The sequence below is a fragment of the Martinezella sp. CNPSo 3890 genome, assembly GCF_057784455.1.
In genome coordinates this window covers 158,729-173,304 of sequence record NZ_JBXSOR010000013.1, presented here as the reverse complement: position 1 = coordinate 173,304, position 14,576 = coordinate 158,729, and the positions used below count along the sequence as shown (strand labels likewise).

At 58.5% G+C, this 14,576-nt stretch carries 16 protein-coding genes; 6 read left to right on the top strand and 10 right to left on the bottom strand.

Annotation, left to right across the window (positions count from 1 at the left end; translation table 11 throughout):
- The first annotated feature begins 4 nt into the window (after window positions 1-4).
- Together AC13RC_RS25475 and AC13RC_RS25470 are read left to right on the top strand one after the other, a co-directional pair.
- Window positions 5-955, top strand: a complete 951-nt coding sequence (locus tag AC13RC_RS25475; protein WP_488558855.1) for an ImmA/IrrE family metallo-endopeptidase — start codon at window positions 5-7, stop codon at window positions 953-955.
- A 154-nt stretch (window positions 956-1,109) separates the two neighbouring features.
- A complete protein-coding gene (locus tag AC13RC_RS25470; RefSeq protein WP_488558854.1) occupies window positions 1,110-1,967 on the top strand; it encodes a pPIWI-associating nuclease domain-containing protein in 858 nt (285 codons plus the stop codon).
- An 8-nt stretch (window positions 1,968-1,975) separates the two neighbouring features.
- Here the strand turns inward: AC13RC_RS25470 and AC13RC_RS25465 are convergent, their stop codons facing one another.
- The 3 genes from AC13RC_RS25465 to AC13RC_RS25455 all read right to left on the bottom strand — a co-directional run bounded on the left by AC13RC_RS25465 (window position 1,976) and on the right by AC13RC_RS25455 (window position 4,521).
- On the bottom strand, window positions 1,976-2,866 hold the full coding sequence (locus tag AC13RC_RS25465) for a TIR domain-containing protein (RefSeq protein ID WP_488558853.1): 891 nt from the start codon (window positions 2,864-2,866) through the stop codon (window positions 1,976-1,978).
- A gap of 120 nt (window positions 2,867-2,986) precedes the next feature.
- Complete coding sequence (locus AC13RC_RS25460) at window positions 2,987-3,973, bottom strand: NAD(P)H-quinone oxidoreductase (RefSeq protein WP_488558852.1); 987 nt, start codon at window positions 3,971-3,973, stop codon at window positions 2,987-2,989.
- A gap of 11 nt (window positions 3,974-3,984) precedes the next feature.
- A complete protein-coding gene (locus AC13RC_RS25455) occupies window positions 3,985-4,521 on the bottom strand; it encodes a hypothetical protein (protein ID WP_488558851.1) in 537 nt (178 codons plus the stop codon).
- Between the two features lie 117 nt (window positions 4,522-4,638).
- Between AC13RC_RS25455 and AC13RC_RS25450 the strand changes: the two genes are divergently transcribed.
- Window positions 4,639-5,553, top strand: a complete 915-nt coding sequence (locus tag AC13RC_RS25450) for a LysR family transcriptional regulator (protein WP_488558850.1) — start codon at window positions 4,639-4,641, stop codon at window positions 5,551-5,553.
- 21 nt (window positions 5,554-5,574) lie between these two features.
- Here the strand turns inward: AC13RC_RS25450 and AC13RC_RS25445 are convergent, their stop codons facing one another.
- The 4 genes from AC13RC_RS25445 to AC13RC_RS25430 form a co-directional block, all read right to left on the bottom strand.
- The gene (locus AC13RC_RS25445) at window positions 5,575-6,351 is read right to left on the bottom strand and encodes an SDR family oxidoreductase (RefSeq protein ID WP_488558849.1); all 777 of its coding nucleotides are present in this window, start codon (window positions 6,349-6,351) and stop codon (window positions 5,575-5,577) included.
- Between the two features lie 34 nt (window positions 6,352-6,385).
- On the bottom strand, window positions 6,386-7,180 hold the full coding sequence (locus AC13RC_RS25440; RefSeq protein WP_488558848.1) for an SDR family NAD(P)-dependent oxidoreductase: 795 nt from the start codon (window positions 7,178-7,180) through the stop codon (window positions 6,386-6,388).
- A gap of 152 nt (window positions 7,181-7,332) precedes the next feature.
- A complete protein-coding gene (locus tag AC13RC_RS25435; protein WP_488558847.1) occupies window positions 7,333-8,223 on the bottom strand; it encodes a LysR family transcriptional regulator in 891 nt (296 codons plus the stop codon).
- Between the two features lie 74 nt (window positions 8,224-8,297).
- The gene (locus AC13RC_RS25430) at window positions 8,298-8,732 is read right to left on the bottom strand and encodes a DUF6196 family protein (protein WP_488558846.1); all 435 of its coding nucleotides are present in this window, start codon (window positions 8,730-8,732) and stop codon (window positions 8,298-8,300) included.
- Between the two features lie 411 nt (window positions 8,733-9,143).
- On the opposite strand from AC13RC_RS25430, the gene AC13RC_RS25425 reads away from it, so the two are divergent.
- From AC13RC_RS25425 to AC13RC_RS25415, 3 genes are all read left to right on the top strand, one after another.
- Entirely contained in the window at window positions 9,144-9,989 is an 846-nt protein-coding gene (locus tag AC13RC_RS25425; protein WP_488558845.1) for an oxidoreductase, read from the top strand.
- Between the two features lie 13 nt (window positions 9,990-10,002).
- The gene (locus tag AC13RC_RS25420; protein ID WP_488558844.1) at window positions 10,003-11,094 is read left to right on the top strand and encodes a Gfo/Idh/MocA family protein; all 1,092 of its coding nucleotides are present in this window, start codon (window positions 10,003-10,005) and stop codon (window positions 11,092-11,094) included.
- A 117-nt stretch (window positions 11,095-11,211) separates the two neighbouring features.
- Window positions 11,212-12,114, top strand: a complete 903-nt coding sequence (locus tag AC13RC_RS25415) for a LysR family transcriptional regulator (protein WP_488558843.1) — start codon at window positions 11,212-11,214, stop codon at window positions 12,112-12,114.
- A 185-nt stretch (window positions 12,115-12,299) separates the two neighbouring features.
- Here the strand turns inward: AC13RC_RS25415 and AC13RC_RS25410 are convergent, their stop codons facing one another.
- The 3 genes from AC13RC_RS25410 to AC13RC_RS25400 form a co-directional block, all read right to left on the bottom strand.
- Window positions 12,300-13,217, bottom strand: coding sequence for an NADP-dependent oxidoreductase (locus AC13RC_RS25410; protein ID WP_488558842.1), 918 nt, complete (start codon window positions 13,215-13,217; stop codon window positions 12,300-12,302).
- Between the two features lie 137 nt (window positions 13,218-13,354).
- Window positions 13,355-13,822, bottom strand: coding sequence for a DUF3788 domain-containing protein (locus AC13RC_RS25405; RefSeq protein ID WP_488558841.1), 468 nt, complete (start codon window positions 13,820-13,822; stop codon window positions 13,355-13,357).
- A gap of 84 nt (window positions 13,823-13,906) precedes the next feature.
- Window positions 13,907-14,569, bottom strand: a complete 663-nt coding sequence (locus tag AC13RC_RS25400; protein WP_488558840.1) for an FMN-dependent NADH-azoreductase — start codon at window positions 14,567-14,569, stop codon at window positions 13,907-13,909.
- Between the last annotated feature and the right edge of the window lie 7 nt (window positions 14,570-14,576).

Genomic DNA, 14,576 nt, shown 5'->3' with positions numbered 1-14,576 from the left:
CCATTTGAAGCCTGACGACAGTTCGCTCACTGCGAGTGAGTATGTAGCAATTCATCGTGCAGCGACCGATCTGTTGAACAAGGCAAGCGCATGGGACCGGCTACCCACGCCGGTCCCTGACCTGCTTGGCGCCGCGCAGCTTCGCGTCGCGCCGATGAGCGCGTTCGATCCACGTTCGCTCATCCGGCATGCCCGCGAGTTCGGAGAGCGGGCGGCAGGCCTCATCAAATCTGCGATCGAGAAGGTTCGAGGTATCTTCGACGTCCAAGAAGACCTGATCCATATCGATGAGACGGTCGCCGAATCTAAACAGAATTTCCTCAAGCTGCACGAGGCGGGCCACAAGCACATTCCGCATCAATCAAGGCTTTTTCGCTGGATCCAGGACTGCGACAAGTCGCTGTCACCTGACGTTTCCGACCAGTTCGAACGCGAGGCGAATATTTTCGCGTCTGTCGTGCTGTTCCAGGATAAGCGCTTTTCTGAAATGGCTGCGGATAGTGCATTCAGTATCAAGGTTCCCCTTGCGCTCGGCAAGAAATTTGGCGCGTCCGCCTATGCCTCCATGCGGGAATACGTCCGGCGCAACGAGCGCGCTTGCGCTGTCATCGTTCTCAATCCGGTTGAGATATGTCCTGTCCTAGGGATGCGCTCCGCCGTTCGCCGAGCCGAGCTTTCCCCCCTTTTTCAGAAGCGCTTCGGTTCGTTGAAATTGCCCGACCAGATTGATCGATTGAGCCCGCTTGCGGAATTTGTGCCCCTTGGCGGCAGACGTATGTCGCGCCCTGGAACGTTGCGGCTGGAAGACAAAAACGGCGATATCGTTGAGTTTATCGCCGAAGGTTTTGGAACACCGTTTAACAGTTTCATCCTCATCCACGCCTCCGCAGAGTTGGGCAAACGCATGGTCGTGCCTTTCCCCACCAGCCGGATCGTGCGCACGGTGACGCATTAATAGATGTGAGCAGAGCGACAGAGGGTTTGGTCTCCGATCCCCTGTATTCTGGTTTTCGTCGGATGTGCTGGCCTCATTTCGCAAAGCCGAGCATCTGCAAATTTAATTGACGGTGCTCTTCCACAGCACGAAAAGATGAACAGGCGATATTGCTATGCCCTACAAAGTCCCAGACTGGTTGGAGATTCGTGCGAAAGGGGAATTGCTGTCCGCCGAACATCCCGACGACGCTTTCATGAGGACCGTGCTTGAGGGGGCTTTCCTTGTCGGTGAAAGTGACAATCCAATCCGAGGCAATCTTTGTGCGGCGGCCATTCGTGAGCTAACAGGTCACGTGCTTCATTCAATGGCTCCCGATCGACGCGTGACTGCGTGCAACTGGTACGAGCTCGTCAAGGATACTAAAGGACCGACCCGAATGCAGCGGGTCACCTATATCGTGCAAGGCGCTTTGCCAGCAGACTTCGTAGAGAATGTCTTGAAACTCGATGTCAGTAAGATCGCTCGCCCACTGCTAAACTCCATTGACCGCCTCAACCGTTCAACGCACGTGCGAGAAAACACTATTCTCGACGACGATGAAAATATCCGCGTGCTCGTCGACGACTCCCTTGATGGTCTGCTGGACATCTATGAGGCGGCTCGAGCCTGCCGCGAAGAGGTGCATCGCTCGTTGAGGGCAGAGGTATTCGATGCTGTCTTGGACACGCTGCTCTCGGAGACCTTGCAAGAGCTCGATGAGCTGTCAACGCACACGTCGGTCGACGGCCATGAGGTAAACAAATACACAATCACCATTGTTGATGATGAATTCATCGAGCTTGCTGTGGATGGCACCGTTTACGTCGAGCTTCAGTATGGCTCCAGATCGGATATTCGAAACGATATGGGTGCCATTTTGTCTGACGCCTATCCTTATACAGCAACAATGAAGGCACGTGTCATTGAGCCGCAGCTGATAATTCGCGACAGCGTCAACGTTCGCGTCGACAACAGTGGTTTCTATGAATAGTTGCGAGGTCAGGATCGGGAAACTTTTTCCCAGTCGATTTCGAAGCCTGCATCCGCAAGCTCGCGCGCGACGGCTGCCCGCCAACCATCTTCCATAGGTTGGTAAACGATACCAGCGAAATCAGACGGCAGCTCAACGCTACCACGTGTAAGCGCGCAGACGTTTGATCTTCCGAGACGACCTATGAAATAGCCTAGTTCGAGCATGACATTCTGACGTGCTCTGAATTGCAGGGTTCCATCGATCTTTCGGCCTTCATCATCTGGTGTGAGAAGCACGACGGCAAAGCCCACATCACCATGCGCCTCTATTTTTTCCATCACCGTTCGCCCGCGATTAGCCTGTTCGTGAAGGATAATCACTTCGAATTCCAGCTTTTCTAGAAAGCGCGCGACGGTTTCCCGCGCCCCCTCGTCGTGCCCGTGCACAATGAAGATCTTGCGTTTCAAGGGGCTGCTTTGAGGCGATACCACGGGGGAAATTGCCGGGGTAGTTGACAACAAATCCCCTGCCGGCACAGCAATGACGCCAGACTCTGAAACGTCGTTCATCGAACCCGCATTTGAGGAGGCCATCTTGAAAGCGGATCGCTCTTTTTCGCTGATATTCGTCATCCAACCGTTGCGGTAGATCTCGCCTGCTTTCGCGACAATTTCGGACTGAATGTAATTACCATCGGGCGTACGGAGCTCCGGATTTTTCAGGGCATAGCTTGCGAGCGACGTGGCCCTAGCCATCAAACTATTTCCCGCTCCGGCGTCGGAATCTTGCAGATCCCATTCTAATCGCAATGCTTCAAAGCCGGAGTGTCCGACGAATTTCAACATGTTCGCGGAAGCGATCAGCAACCCTCTTGACGGAAAGGGCGGCATCTTTTTAACTTCAGTAACGTCGTTCATTTGGCTGGTCCTATATGGGATACAGGACGTTATCACGTATTTTCAGCGCCTTGGTGTCAACTGCTTTACGGGTCGTGCGTCCAGCTCCCATCAAGAGCTCTAAGGCACCGGATTCCGGCATTACTCATGAAAATCACAGAGAACGATCTTGCCGAATACGCCGCCGGCTTCCATCCGACGATGGGCATCCGAGGCAGTCGCGAGCGGACAGAGCGCGCCCACAACGGGGCGGAAGTCCTTCCCCATCATAGGCAGAACCTGGTCCCTGAACCGCCGAACCATCGCTCTCTTCCCATCGCGCGATCTGGATTTCATCACCGTCCCCAGTACTTGCAGGTGGTTGTGAAGAAGGGTAGCGAGGGGAATGATGGCGTTGTCGTCACGCCCCAACAGTCCGACCTGAACAAGCCGGCCGCCAGGCGCCAGACTTCGGATGTTGCGGGCGAGATAGGACCCGCCGACAAAGTCGATGATCAGGTCCACACCGCGTGAGGCTGTCACGTCAACGATCTCAGCCTCGAAGTCGACCTTCCTGTAATCGAACACCGCATCCGCGCCGAGGTTCAGGACGTTCTCGATGTTGTTGCCGGATGCGGTGGCGAGCACCGTGGCGCCATTCGACTTAGCAAGCTGGACCGCGGCCGATCCGATACCGCCTGCGGCAGCATGCACGAGGGCGGTCTCTCCCGCCGCGATCCTCCCGAGATGTGCTAGCGCTTCCCAGGCGGTTACAAAGCTTTCCATGACGGCGGCCGCATCAGTGAAGGACATGCCATGCGGGATGGCAGCAGCCATGCCGCTGTCGAGCCGCGCATACTGGGCATACGCGCCGCCACCGACAATCCCCATGGCGCGGTCACCAATGGCAAAGCCGCTGACGGCGCTTCCGACTGCGATCACCTCTCCTGCGACCTCAAGGCCGAGAATGCTGCTATCGCCGTAAGTCTGAGAGCCGTAGACGCCTTCCCGCTGAAGAAGGTCAGCCCGGTTGACGCCTGCCGCCATCACCTTCACCAGGAGATCGTCCGGGCGTATTTCGGGCATAGGGACATCCGCTAGCCGCAACACGTCGGCACTTCCGAAGTCATCGAATATAATCGCTTTCATCGCAAGGCCCCTTACTTCGAAAGTGCGCGACGGGCGATGCTCGCGGCAAACAGCGGCGTTTCGCGACGGTTATGGTCTCCACCTGCGGCCTGACGGGCAGCTGCAGCGTCTTCGTAAGTGACCCCATGCTCTTGAATGAAGCTCATGAAGGCCTCAGTCGGATGAGCAGTGACCTTGTTGGTGTAGCGCGTCCTGCTGTCGTCGATCTTCTCCGCGATCAGTTCCCAGACGACATTGACCTGGGTTCTGCCGCTGGCGGTGAAGACGTCGGAGATCGAGTTCATCCGGCAATAGGCTGGTTCGGCGACCTCGGCGACATAGTGCTGTACCACCAGGCCCGAGCCGATCTGTTCGACATTGATCGACATCCTACGGCCGTCATCGGTCCAAGTGACGCCGGCTGCAATGTGGTCGGGTGGGCAGCAGCGCAGATATTCCGCTTCCGGCAGGGTGAAGAGCCAATCGGCGATGTTGACCTTTTCGAGCGGAACGTCGATCTCTGCGGAATAGGCGGATTGTGAGAGAATTGTATCGAGGACCTTGACCATCGGAGTGTTCCTTCTGTTTGGTGAGCAAATTGCCCGTTGACGAGAAGGAATGTGCGCCTGATGACCGTGGATGATAACCAACTGAATGGTCGGAACGGTTTTGCGTCGTAGGCAAAGATGAGGGATCCACGCTTCGCTGAACATCTGGCGGTTTACGTCGATGTCGTTCGGGCTGGTAGCTTTTCGGCCGCATCGCGGCGCCGGGCTGTCACGCCCTCGGCTATCGTTCGACAGATCGATGCGCTTGAGCAGGACTTGGGCGTCCCGCTCCTTGTCCGCTCGACAAGGGCACTGTCGTTGACGGATGCGGGGCGTCACCTTTTTGAGCGAGCCCAGCGCCTGCTCGATGACCTGGCCGATACGCATGCCGAGGTGGCAGCTTTCGATGGCGCGGTCAGCGGTACGTTACGGATCGCCTGCTTCCCGACCTTCGGAAAGCGATATGTCATTCCCGTTCTGGCGTCGCTTTCACGGCAATATCCAGACTTACATGTCGAGCTGGATCTGACGGAAAGGCTGGCCGACCCGGTCGCGGAGCGTCTGGATCTTGTGGTGAGAATGGGCGAGCTATCGGACAGCACGCTGATCGCCACCAAACTGGCACCGCACGATCGCATCCTCGTTGCAAGCCCTGCCTATCTTGAGCAGCATGGCGTGCCGGAAACTGAAGCAGCCCTTCGCAATCATCGCCTTCTCGACAAGCTGCATGGCAACGATCTTCTGGGATGGTCTGCAGTTCTCGGCGCGCCAACGGGAGAGGCTTGTGCACAAGTCGTCTTCCGGTCCGACGATTTTGAAGCGTTGAACGGGGCAGCCTTGGCCGGGATGGGCATTGCGTTTATGCCAAGCTGGGTTTCCGGACCGTCGGTCAAAGCACGCGATCTTGTACGCCTGCCGATATCGGGAGAGGCATGGAATGAGAAGCCCTCTGGTATCTACCTCCTGCGCGCCCTCCAGGCACCGCCTGCCAAGGTCAAGGCATTCACGCAGGCGCTGAAAAATAACATCGGGACCCCGCCGTGCTGGAGCTGAGACGAGCCGGGTTGCAGGCGCCTAGAACAACCAGTCGACCAGCGTCTCGCCGCCAGAGACCTCAAGGACAGTGCCGGTTACATACGGATTGGTCATCAGGAATATGGCAGCATGGCCGATATCGGCCGGATAGCCGATCGTGCGCGCCGGGAAATTGGTCCGCACCTTCTCACGGACGTCCGCAGCATCTGTCGGAGACAAGAAGTTCCACAGATCGGTGTCGATGAACCCGGGCCGAATAGCATTCACCCTGATCGGTCCGAGTTCGAGTGCCAGCGAGCGCGCCAGTGCTTCGACGGCGGCAAACGTCGACGTGACGGCCGTCATGCCTATCTTCGAACGCGCCGCGATCCCTCCAGTCAGAAAGGTGATGGACCCATTGGAGGAAAGGTTTGGAGCCGCATAGCGTGCGCATGCCCAGGAGCCAAGAAACTTGCTGTTGAGATAGCTGCGCACGCCCCGCATGTCTTCGTCCATGAAGGCACCCCAACTGCCGTCGGTCGGACCTGCGGCGACGAGCAGATGATCCAGACTACCGATGGCGTTGAAGGCTGCCCGGACGGCGTCCTCATCACTGATGTCGAGCACCAGTTGCTCGAAAGGTGCTAGCTCCGGATGGTCTGCGACAGAGGCCGAGCGCCGGCTGGCGACCGTCACCCTCGCTCCCGCCGCGTGAGCAGCCTGAGCCATGCCGAGCCCTATTCCTGTTTTCCCGCCGACAACAACCACGTGTTGTCCGGTGAGGTCATGGGTAGGTAGTGAATCTGGACGCTTCAGTTCGTTCTGTGATGTGGCCATAGTCTTGTTCCTAACAGCTACGGTTATGGACGGTTCAGGCGATCTGCCTGAGCACGCCGCCGTCGACGCGCATGGCGGACCCGGTCGTGCCGGATGCCTGCTCGGAGCACAGATAGACGACCATGTTGGCCACTTCTTCCGTCGTCGTGAACCGTTGCAGCAGCGAGGTTGGCCGCATGGTCTTCACGAAGTTCAGCTCAGCCTGTTCTTGAGTAATGCCTTCTGAGGCGGCCGTTGCTTTCATCCAGTTCGACATGATTTCTGAACTCGTCGGACCGGGAAGCACCGAGTTGACCGTCACGCCCGTTCCGGCAACAGTTTCGGCAAGCCCTCGCGAAATCGCCAGCTGCGCTGTCTTTGTCATCCCGTAGTCGATCATGTCCTTCGGGATTGCGAGCGCTGATTCGCTGCTGATGAACACGACCCGGCCCCAGCCGCGCTCCGTCATCTTAGGCAGATAATGACGCGCTGCACGAACGCTGCTCATGACGTTGAGCTGAAACAGGCTCAGCCAGTCTTCGTCCGTGAGATCGTAGAACGGCTTGGGATTGGCTGTGCCGGCGTTGTTGATCAGGATATCCGCATTTGGGGCCTCGGACGCGAGGATCGCAATGCCTTCCTTCGTTGCCACGTCCGCAACGACTCCGGTGATCCCGACGTTTGGGAAGAGCGCCTTGATCTCAGCGACCGCGGTGGCGACCCGGCCCTCGCTGCGGCCGTTGATAACGACTGAGGCACCGGCGCGCGCCAAACCTTGTGCGATCGCCCGGCCAATGCCTGCGGTGGACCCGGTCACGACTGCGCTACGGCCCGTAAGTGAAATGTTCATGATCGTTCCTTCTGATTGCGACGATCATTTTTCATAGCGCATGCCGAAAACAGCGATAACCAATGAAATCAGTATGATATTCATATTCGGATGGAATAAATAGCTACTAGGTCCAAGGGCGACCAATCCCGCGTTGCCAAACGTTTGATGAGTCAGAACTGCCCTTCGAGGGACCCGGCCAAGAAGTCTGTCACGCGTCGGACCCGGGCGGAGACCAACCTACGTTTGGGCCAGACAAAGCTGATGTCTCTGGTGGCCTGGACATATTCGTTGAGGATAGTCACCACATCAGCATGCGAAAGCTCGCCGACAAGCGACGCCTTTGTGAACAGGGCAATTCCGACGCCGGCGAGCACACCTGCCCGGATCGTCTCCACACTGTTGGAGGTCAGGTTACCGCGCACAGCGACGCTAAAATGACCTTTCGGGCCGACGAACGGCCAATTCGCTGCCTCCTCGAAGCCGCCGTATACGAGACAATTGTGATGCGCCAGTTCGGCGGGCTCTGAGGGGACTCCGTGCTTTTCGAAATATTGCCGCGAGCCGACGCACACGAGGGGGGTCGTTGCTACGCGCTTGACGATGGCATCGGGCTCCTCGACAGCCCCCACTCTTATCACCAGATCGACCCGATCCTCGACCATGTCCCGTCGAAGATCTGACAAAACCAGGTCCACTCGGAGATCGGGATATGCGGCCAGCAACTTCGGAATGATGGGCAGAATGTGTAGTCGACCGAACGTGGTGGGTACCGCGATGCGGATCGATCCCGACATATCGGCGCGGCTGCCGATGGCTTCTCGATTGACGTCTTCAATCTCCTCGAGCAGAGGTTTCATTCGGTCGAAATATCTTCGCCCCTGGTCGGTCAGGGTGACGTTTCGGGTGCTGCGATTGAAAAGCGCAACGCCGAGGCGATCTTCAAGCGTACCGATCGCTTTGCTCACTGCCGGCTGTGACGTGCCGGCTCGCCGGGCGGCTGCCGTGAAGCCGCCCGTCTCGACGACCGCAAGGAACATCTCGAGCTCGGAAAGCCGATCCATTTAGTCCCTCGCCATATCGAAGGTCGGAAGAAATCCCACCATTCGAGCGTCTCGTTTTAAACACATATCAGTCCTCAGGCGCCCGACGCTCTGAGGGACGCTAACTCGGTAGAGACTTCGTCAGCAAGCGATATCGGGCAACCCCAATAGTCATAGATGCCGCCGTGGCCAGTATCCTGCCCGCAGATGACGAAGACGCCGGTGCCAAACTTGTTCTTCAAGTGCGATGCGAGCCAGCCGACGAAGCCGCTATTGTCTTCGTCCGGCGGAAAATGAAAGCTGAAGATCTTGAACTGCTCGCCTCCCTTCGACGTCGGGACGAGCTGGCTCCAGCAATGTTCGTTCCGGATCAGGGCAAGAGCATCAGCGAACACGTGCGAAGGGAATTCGTCCAAACCGAATTCGACAAAGCCGTAGGGTTGATCGAACTCGCGCAAGGTTGTGCGAGGGAAAAGACGCCTGAGGCGCGCGTCCGTCTGATCGGGTGTTTCGAGGGAGATGTCGACCATGTTTCACCTGTCATGATGCCGTTAGCGATATTGATCCGACGATCTTGAGATCAAACCGGCCCTCAGTCGCCCAGTCTGAGATTGCGCCTGGACTGTCGGATCATTCTTTTGCCTTGCTAGCCTAGTCGCGCCGTAGAATGAAGAACGGGTTCGCTGAAATTTGAAGTCTGTGGCTCGGAGAGTTCCCAACCTGAAGGTATTTTCCGCGCCCTGTGTCGCCTCTTCGCCCTGATGCGCAGGGGCTCCGCACTCCCATCGCAGGATTTGAAACCAAAAGTTGGAACTCCTCTTCAGGCGAGGCGGCTACATCCAGCGCCGAGTCGACTTAAGTGAATTGCTCCTGTCTGCATTGGTTCTGGCTGAGAAAGCCGGGACTGCGCGATCTAACGCATAATCAATGGAGAATTCGTCATGATCGATAAAAACGCTGTATGGCTGGTTACCGGTTCATCCAGAGGCCTGGGTCGAGCGATCGCAGAAAAGGTTCTTCAGGCCGGATACCGAGCGGCGTTGACGGCTCGGAACCCGGACCAGCTTCGCGACCTCGCTGACAAGCATGGCGATGCGGTTCTCATCACGTCTCTCGATGTCACGCAGCAAGACCAGATCGACAGAGCTTACGCGGCCGCAATCGACAAGTTCGGACGCGTCGACGTCCTCGTCAACAATGCTGGTTACGGTTACCTGGCCGCGATCGAGGAGGGCGAGGAAGCTGAAATGCGGGCACTCTTCGAGACCGATCTGTTCGCCCCGGTCAACCTGATCAAAAAAGTCCTGCCTGGCATGCGTAAGCGCCGGCAAGGGCACATTGTCAATGTCAGTTCGATCGGCGGCCTCGTTACCTATCCGGGCGTCGGTTACTACCACATGGTCAAATTCGGCCTGGAAGCCATGTCGGACACGCTGGCAAAGGAAGTCGCGGGGCTCGGCATTGGCGTCACCGTGGTTGCGCCAGGTGCTTTTCGAACGGACTTTCGTGGGCCGGAGTCGATGAAATTTTCGTCGATCGTCATCGACGACTACAACGACACGGCCGGGAAATCCCGAGAAGGGACGGCTGCCGGCCACCGCAAACAGATCGGCGATCCGGCCCGTGGCGCGGAAGCGATCATCAAAGCCGTCGAAGCCGAGCATCCGCCGGTTCATCTGCTGATCGGCGGCGACGCGCTCGACCAGCTGCGCCAGAAACTCGATGACGTGCGTGCGGAGACCGATGCGTGGGAGGACGTCACCCGCAGCACCGATTTCCGGGACTGATCGGCATTAGTCCATGCGAACGGGATTTTCATCTAGGAGGAATGCGATGAGAGCGCTGAGAGTTGGCGTCATTGGAGCGAATGCGAAATCCGGTTGGGCAAGAGAATCCCACATACCGGCGCTTCAGGGACTATCGGGATTGGAGCTGGTCTCCGTCGCCACCAGATCTCGGGAGACGGCCAATGAAGCGGAGAAAGCCTATGGCGTCAGGGCATACGATAATGGACTTGATCTTGCCCGCGCTACAGATGTCGACATCGTCACCGTTGCCACGCGGGTCCCAGATCATCGAAACATGATCCTCGCGGCGCTTGAGAGCGGAAAGCACGTTTACAGCGAATGGCCGCTTGGTGCGGGCGAACGGGAAACGGAAGAGCTTTGCAAGGCTGCAGACGCTGCGAACGTTCACACGGCGATCGGGTTGCAATTGCGAGGCAGCCCCACCGTCAAACGCGCTCGCGAGCTGATCGAAGGCGGCGTCATCGGCCGCCTGCTGAGCGCGAACATCTATTCATCGACCACTGGCTTTGGACCAGAGGTTCCAGACCCATATGTTTATCTGGAAAACCCGCAAAACTTCGCCAACCTCGTGACCATACAGGGCGCTCATACGCTCGATCTGGCATTCAACCTTTTAGACGAGCCCGTTGCCTTCAACAGCATGGTGTCGCGCCAGTATCCTTCCATCACCGTTGGCCAACATGGACAGGAACAACAGCGGACGACGTATGACCATCTTCTGTTCCAGGGCGCCACGGCTAAAGGCGTTTCCGTATGCATAGAGGTCGCCGGCGGCCGCAATCCCGAAGCGCCGTTCCGATTTGAGGTCGTCGGCGAAAAAGGTACGCTCAACTTGCAGGGGGGTGCGGCGCGAGGCTTCCAGTCTCGCCGGCTCAGCCTGCACATCAACGGGAAGGAAATGGACGTGGACGAGAGAGAGCTGTTAAGCTTGCCGTCATCAGCCGTGAATGTCGGTGGCGTCTATGCCGCGCTTCGTGACGACATCCGGAACTCGACGTCCCATGTCGCCGGCTTTGCCGAGGCCCTGAGGTTGACCCGCCGGATTGAGGCGATCCTGAAGACTGGTGGAGCGTGTGCCGCCTGAAGCCGCTTCACGGGCGCCTCCTTGCTCGATATGAAACATCAGCAAGAGGAGGCGGCCGTGCGCTTTGCCACGATCGCCTGTGCTCGCAGAGAGGGCCTGTTTCCGGGGATTTAGAAGATGGCCGATCGGCTGACAAAGATGATTGCTTTCGTCAAAACGGCGGAGCTTGGCTCATTTTCAGCAGCCGGTGCGGCGCTGGCGGTGTCGTCTCAGATGATCGGGCGCCACGTTGGAGAACTGGAGCAATCTCTCGGCGTGCCACTGCTCACACGAACAACCCGTGCTCAAACACTGACCGAGGCCGGACGACTTTATCTCGAAGGGTGCAAGCGTGCGGTGGAAGCCGTGGACGCAGCCGACGCGATCGTCGCCGAGACGGCGCGGGATCCCCGAGGAACGCTTCGGATAACAGCCCCTGTCGAGATCGGCGCCGCCGTGCTGACGCCCAAGCTGCCGGAATTCCTAACGATGTACCCCGAGGTCACGATCGAACTGGTGCTTGATGACAGGGTTGTCGACCTCGTGGCCGAAAATTTCGATGTATGCATCCGGATCGGGAAGCTGCCGGATTCGGGGCTTATCGCGCGGCCGCTGACGCCGTTTCGCCTCGTCACATGCGCTTCGCCCGATTATCTCGAAAGGTACGGCGTGCCGCGGGTCCTGGACGATCTGCTTCATCACACCTGCGTCGATTACGAATTTCATAACTACCCGGCGCCCTCCAATTGGACGTTTACAGAAGCAAATGGCGAAGAACGGCAGGTCCAGCCTAATACCCGACTGACTGTTAACAACGGTCACGCCCTTGTCGAAGCTGCACTTGCCGGCGGCGGGATCATCCGGGCGAGCGAGTTAGCGGTTGCGCGCTATCTTGAAACCGGTCGGCTCGTTCCGATCCTGAGAGAGTTTGCATCGGGCGATCGGCCTATGCACATCGTTTATCCCGGCCAACGGATACGGCTTCCGAAGTTGCGGGCTTTCGTAGACTGGGCGATCAAGTCAATTCCGTCCAGTGGTTGAGTTTGATCGGAACTGGCCCAACCTTCAAAGGCAGGCTGCAACACCGCAAAGGGCGGCGACCGAATTACAACCGCCGAAATAGTATTCAGCGCATTTTGGCTTGGCGATTAGGGCGCGGCCGGTCCGATACCCTTCCAGGCGACTGGGGCGCTCAGAATTGCTGGCCGCCCCAGACGCGGCATCGATCAGGCCAGAACGCGGATGACGGTTTTCCCTGCGCGCCGTTCTGTTGAGGTCAGCGCGGCGACAGCATCGGTCAAAGTTGTGATCTTGCCGACATTTGTACGTAGTCTGCCATCGCGGACCCGCTGAACGATCTCGAACAGTTGGTTTCGATCTGCCTCTACCACGAAATCAACCGTGGATCCGTTTGCAGGCCGAACATCGGTTGGCCCGACGGCGGTCACAAGCGTTCCGCCGGCCCGAAGCAGCGCCGCTGACCGCTTCTGGATCTCGCCGCCGATGACGTCGAAGACCAAGTCCACGCCGCCTATGTCCTCGAGCCTGTCGTTTGCAAGATCGACGAATTCTTTCGCCCCAAAGTCGAGAACCTTTTGACGGTCGGCAGTGCGCCCGGTACCGATGACATAGGCGCCGGCTTCTTTTGCAAGCTGCGTCACGATCGCGCCGACGGCGCCGGCGGCGCCATGCGCCAGAACAGTTTGCGCCGCTTGAAGTCGGCCATGCTGGAACAGACCCTGCCATGCTGTCAGCCCGGAAATCGGCAGGCTGGCACCGACGGTGAAATCGACATCGCCCGGCAGCGGCGCCAGATTGCGCGCTTCCATGGAGACATACTCGGCGAGTGTGCCGTCGCGATACCAGTCCGCCAGGCCGAATACCCGCTGGCCGATCGACAGTCCCGTGGTGCCATAACCCAAAGCCGTGACCACGCCAGCCACCTCATGACCAAGGATTGCCGGCGTCCGATCATGCGCGGTGCGATCGGTCCAGGTGGACGGCCATTCGAGTTCGGTATTGACGAACCCCGCCGCATGAACCCTGACAACGACATCGTTGATGGCGGCCGTCGGCTCAGGACGTTCCACCAGTCTTAAACCGGCAAGCCCTGTCTCCGGGTTGGTTGCTACAATCGCTTTCATGGGACCTACTCCTTATTTCCGTTGCGTTGGAAGATGAATTGGGGACCACGAGCCAATATCGGCCTCGTGCAGGCAGCTGCCGCTCGACTGTGGCTTGCTTGATTGGATGCCGACGGACGAGCCGCGATATTTGGAAATCACACGTTCGATACCGGCGGGCGCTTCATCAGCAGGAGATCTTTGACATCCTGCAGATCGCTTCCATCCGAGATGGGAAGCGTCAGCCATTTTCCGTCGATATAGGTTTTGGCGTTGTCGTAGAGGGTGACCAGTTCAGGCCGCCAGGCATAGCGCCGCTCCTCGAATTTCTCTCGCTCCGCCCGGCCCATGACCACGAGGGCCGAAAGCCGTTTGTACTCCGGGACAAGAGTGGTGAAGGCCTTGGCTTTCTTGTAGCGCAAGGACCAGCCGCGGTTCTTGCCACCGTAAAGCCAGTCCGGGACAAAAACGCCCGGGTAGAATTCGTCGATCCAGGTCCGTAGCTCGGACCAACGGGCGAACCCCTCTGGTCCGATCCACGCACGGAGAGCGGCGTCGTCCGGTGGAGCCGTTCGTTCGGTGATCCTGTCACCGATTTGCGGAAGGGGTAGTGTTGTTTCACGCATCTAAAGGCCTCCTCGGTGCCCCGTCGGGGCGGAATGGTTGAGATGTCCGGGCCGCCAGCGTGCTGACGAGGAACGCAACTTCGGCTATCGTCCGTCGGCTTCCGCTGGCAGCACAATCTTCGTTTGGATGACTCCGGGACCCGGCAAGACTGACAAATCGAGGGCGGCGAGAAGCGCCTGCCGGGCCGCTGCCGCGTGCTCCCAGTCGAGGAACGCGGTGCCTTGCAGCGGAAAGAATTGCTGCGTCTTCAGGCCGATCGAGCTCAGCGACAGGGACAGGTAGGGTGTCAGAAAATCCGGTTGGTTGGCGCGCTCGCCGGTGTAGAAGGCGCCTGAAGCGACCCCGACAAACACAGGACGGTCATTGAGCAGTCCGACCTTTCCCGCCGGAGTCGATTTCATCGTGCGGCCGACGCGCAGGATTTGGTCGATCCAGGCCTTGAGGACCGAGGGAATGGTCAGATTGTGCATCGGCGTTCCGATGACGACCGCATCCGCCGCTTCGAGTTCCCGGATAAGCTGTTCGGAAAGATCGAGCGACCCGGCCGGCGGGGCCGCCAAAGTAGCCGGCGACGCCAGTGCGGCGGCATAAAGGGCTACGGTCTGAGGTAGGGGATCGGCGCCAAGGTCACGCCGGATGATATCCGCGCCAGGCGCAACCTCAAGAAGCTTTTCGACGATGGCCGCCGAAAGCTGACGGCTATGTGATTGCTGGCGCGGACTGCTATCGATGTGGAGAATGTTCATGGGATTG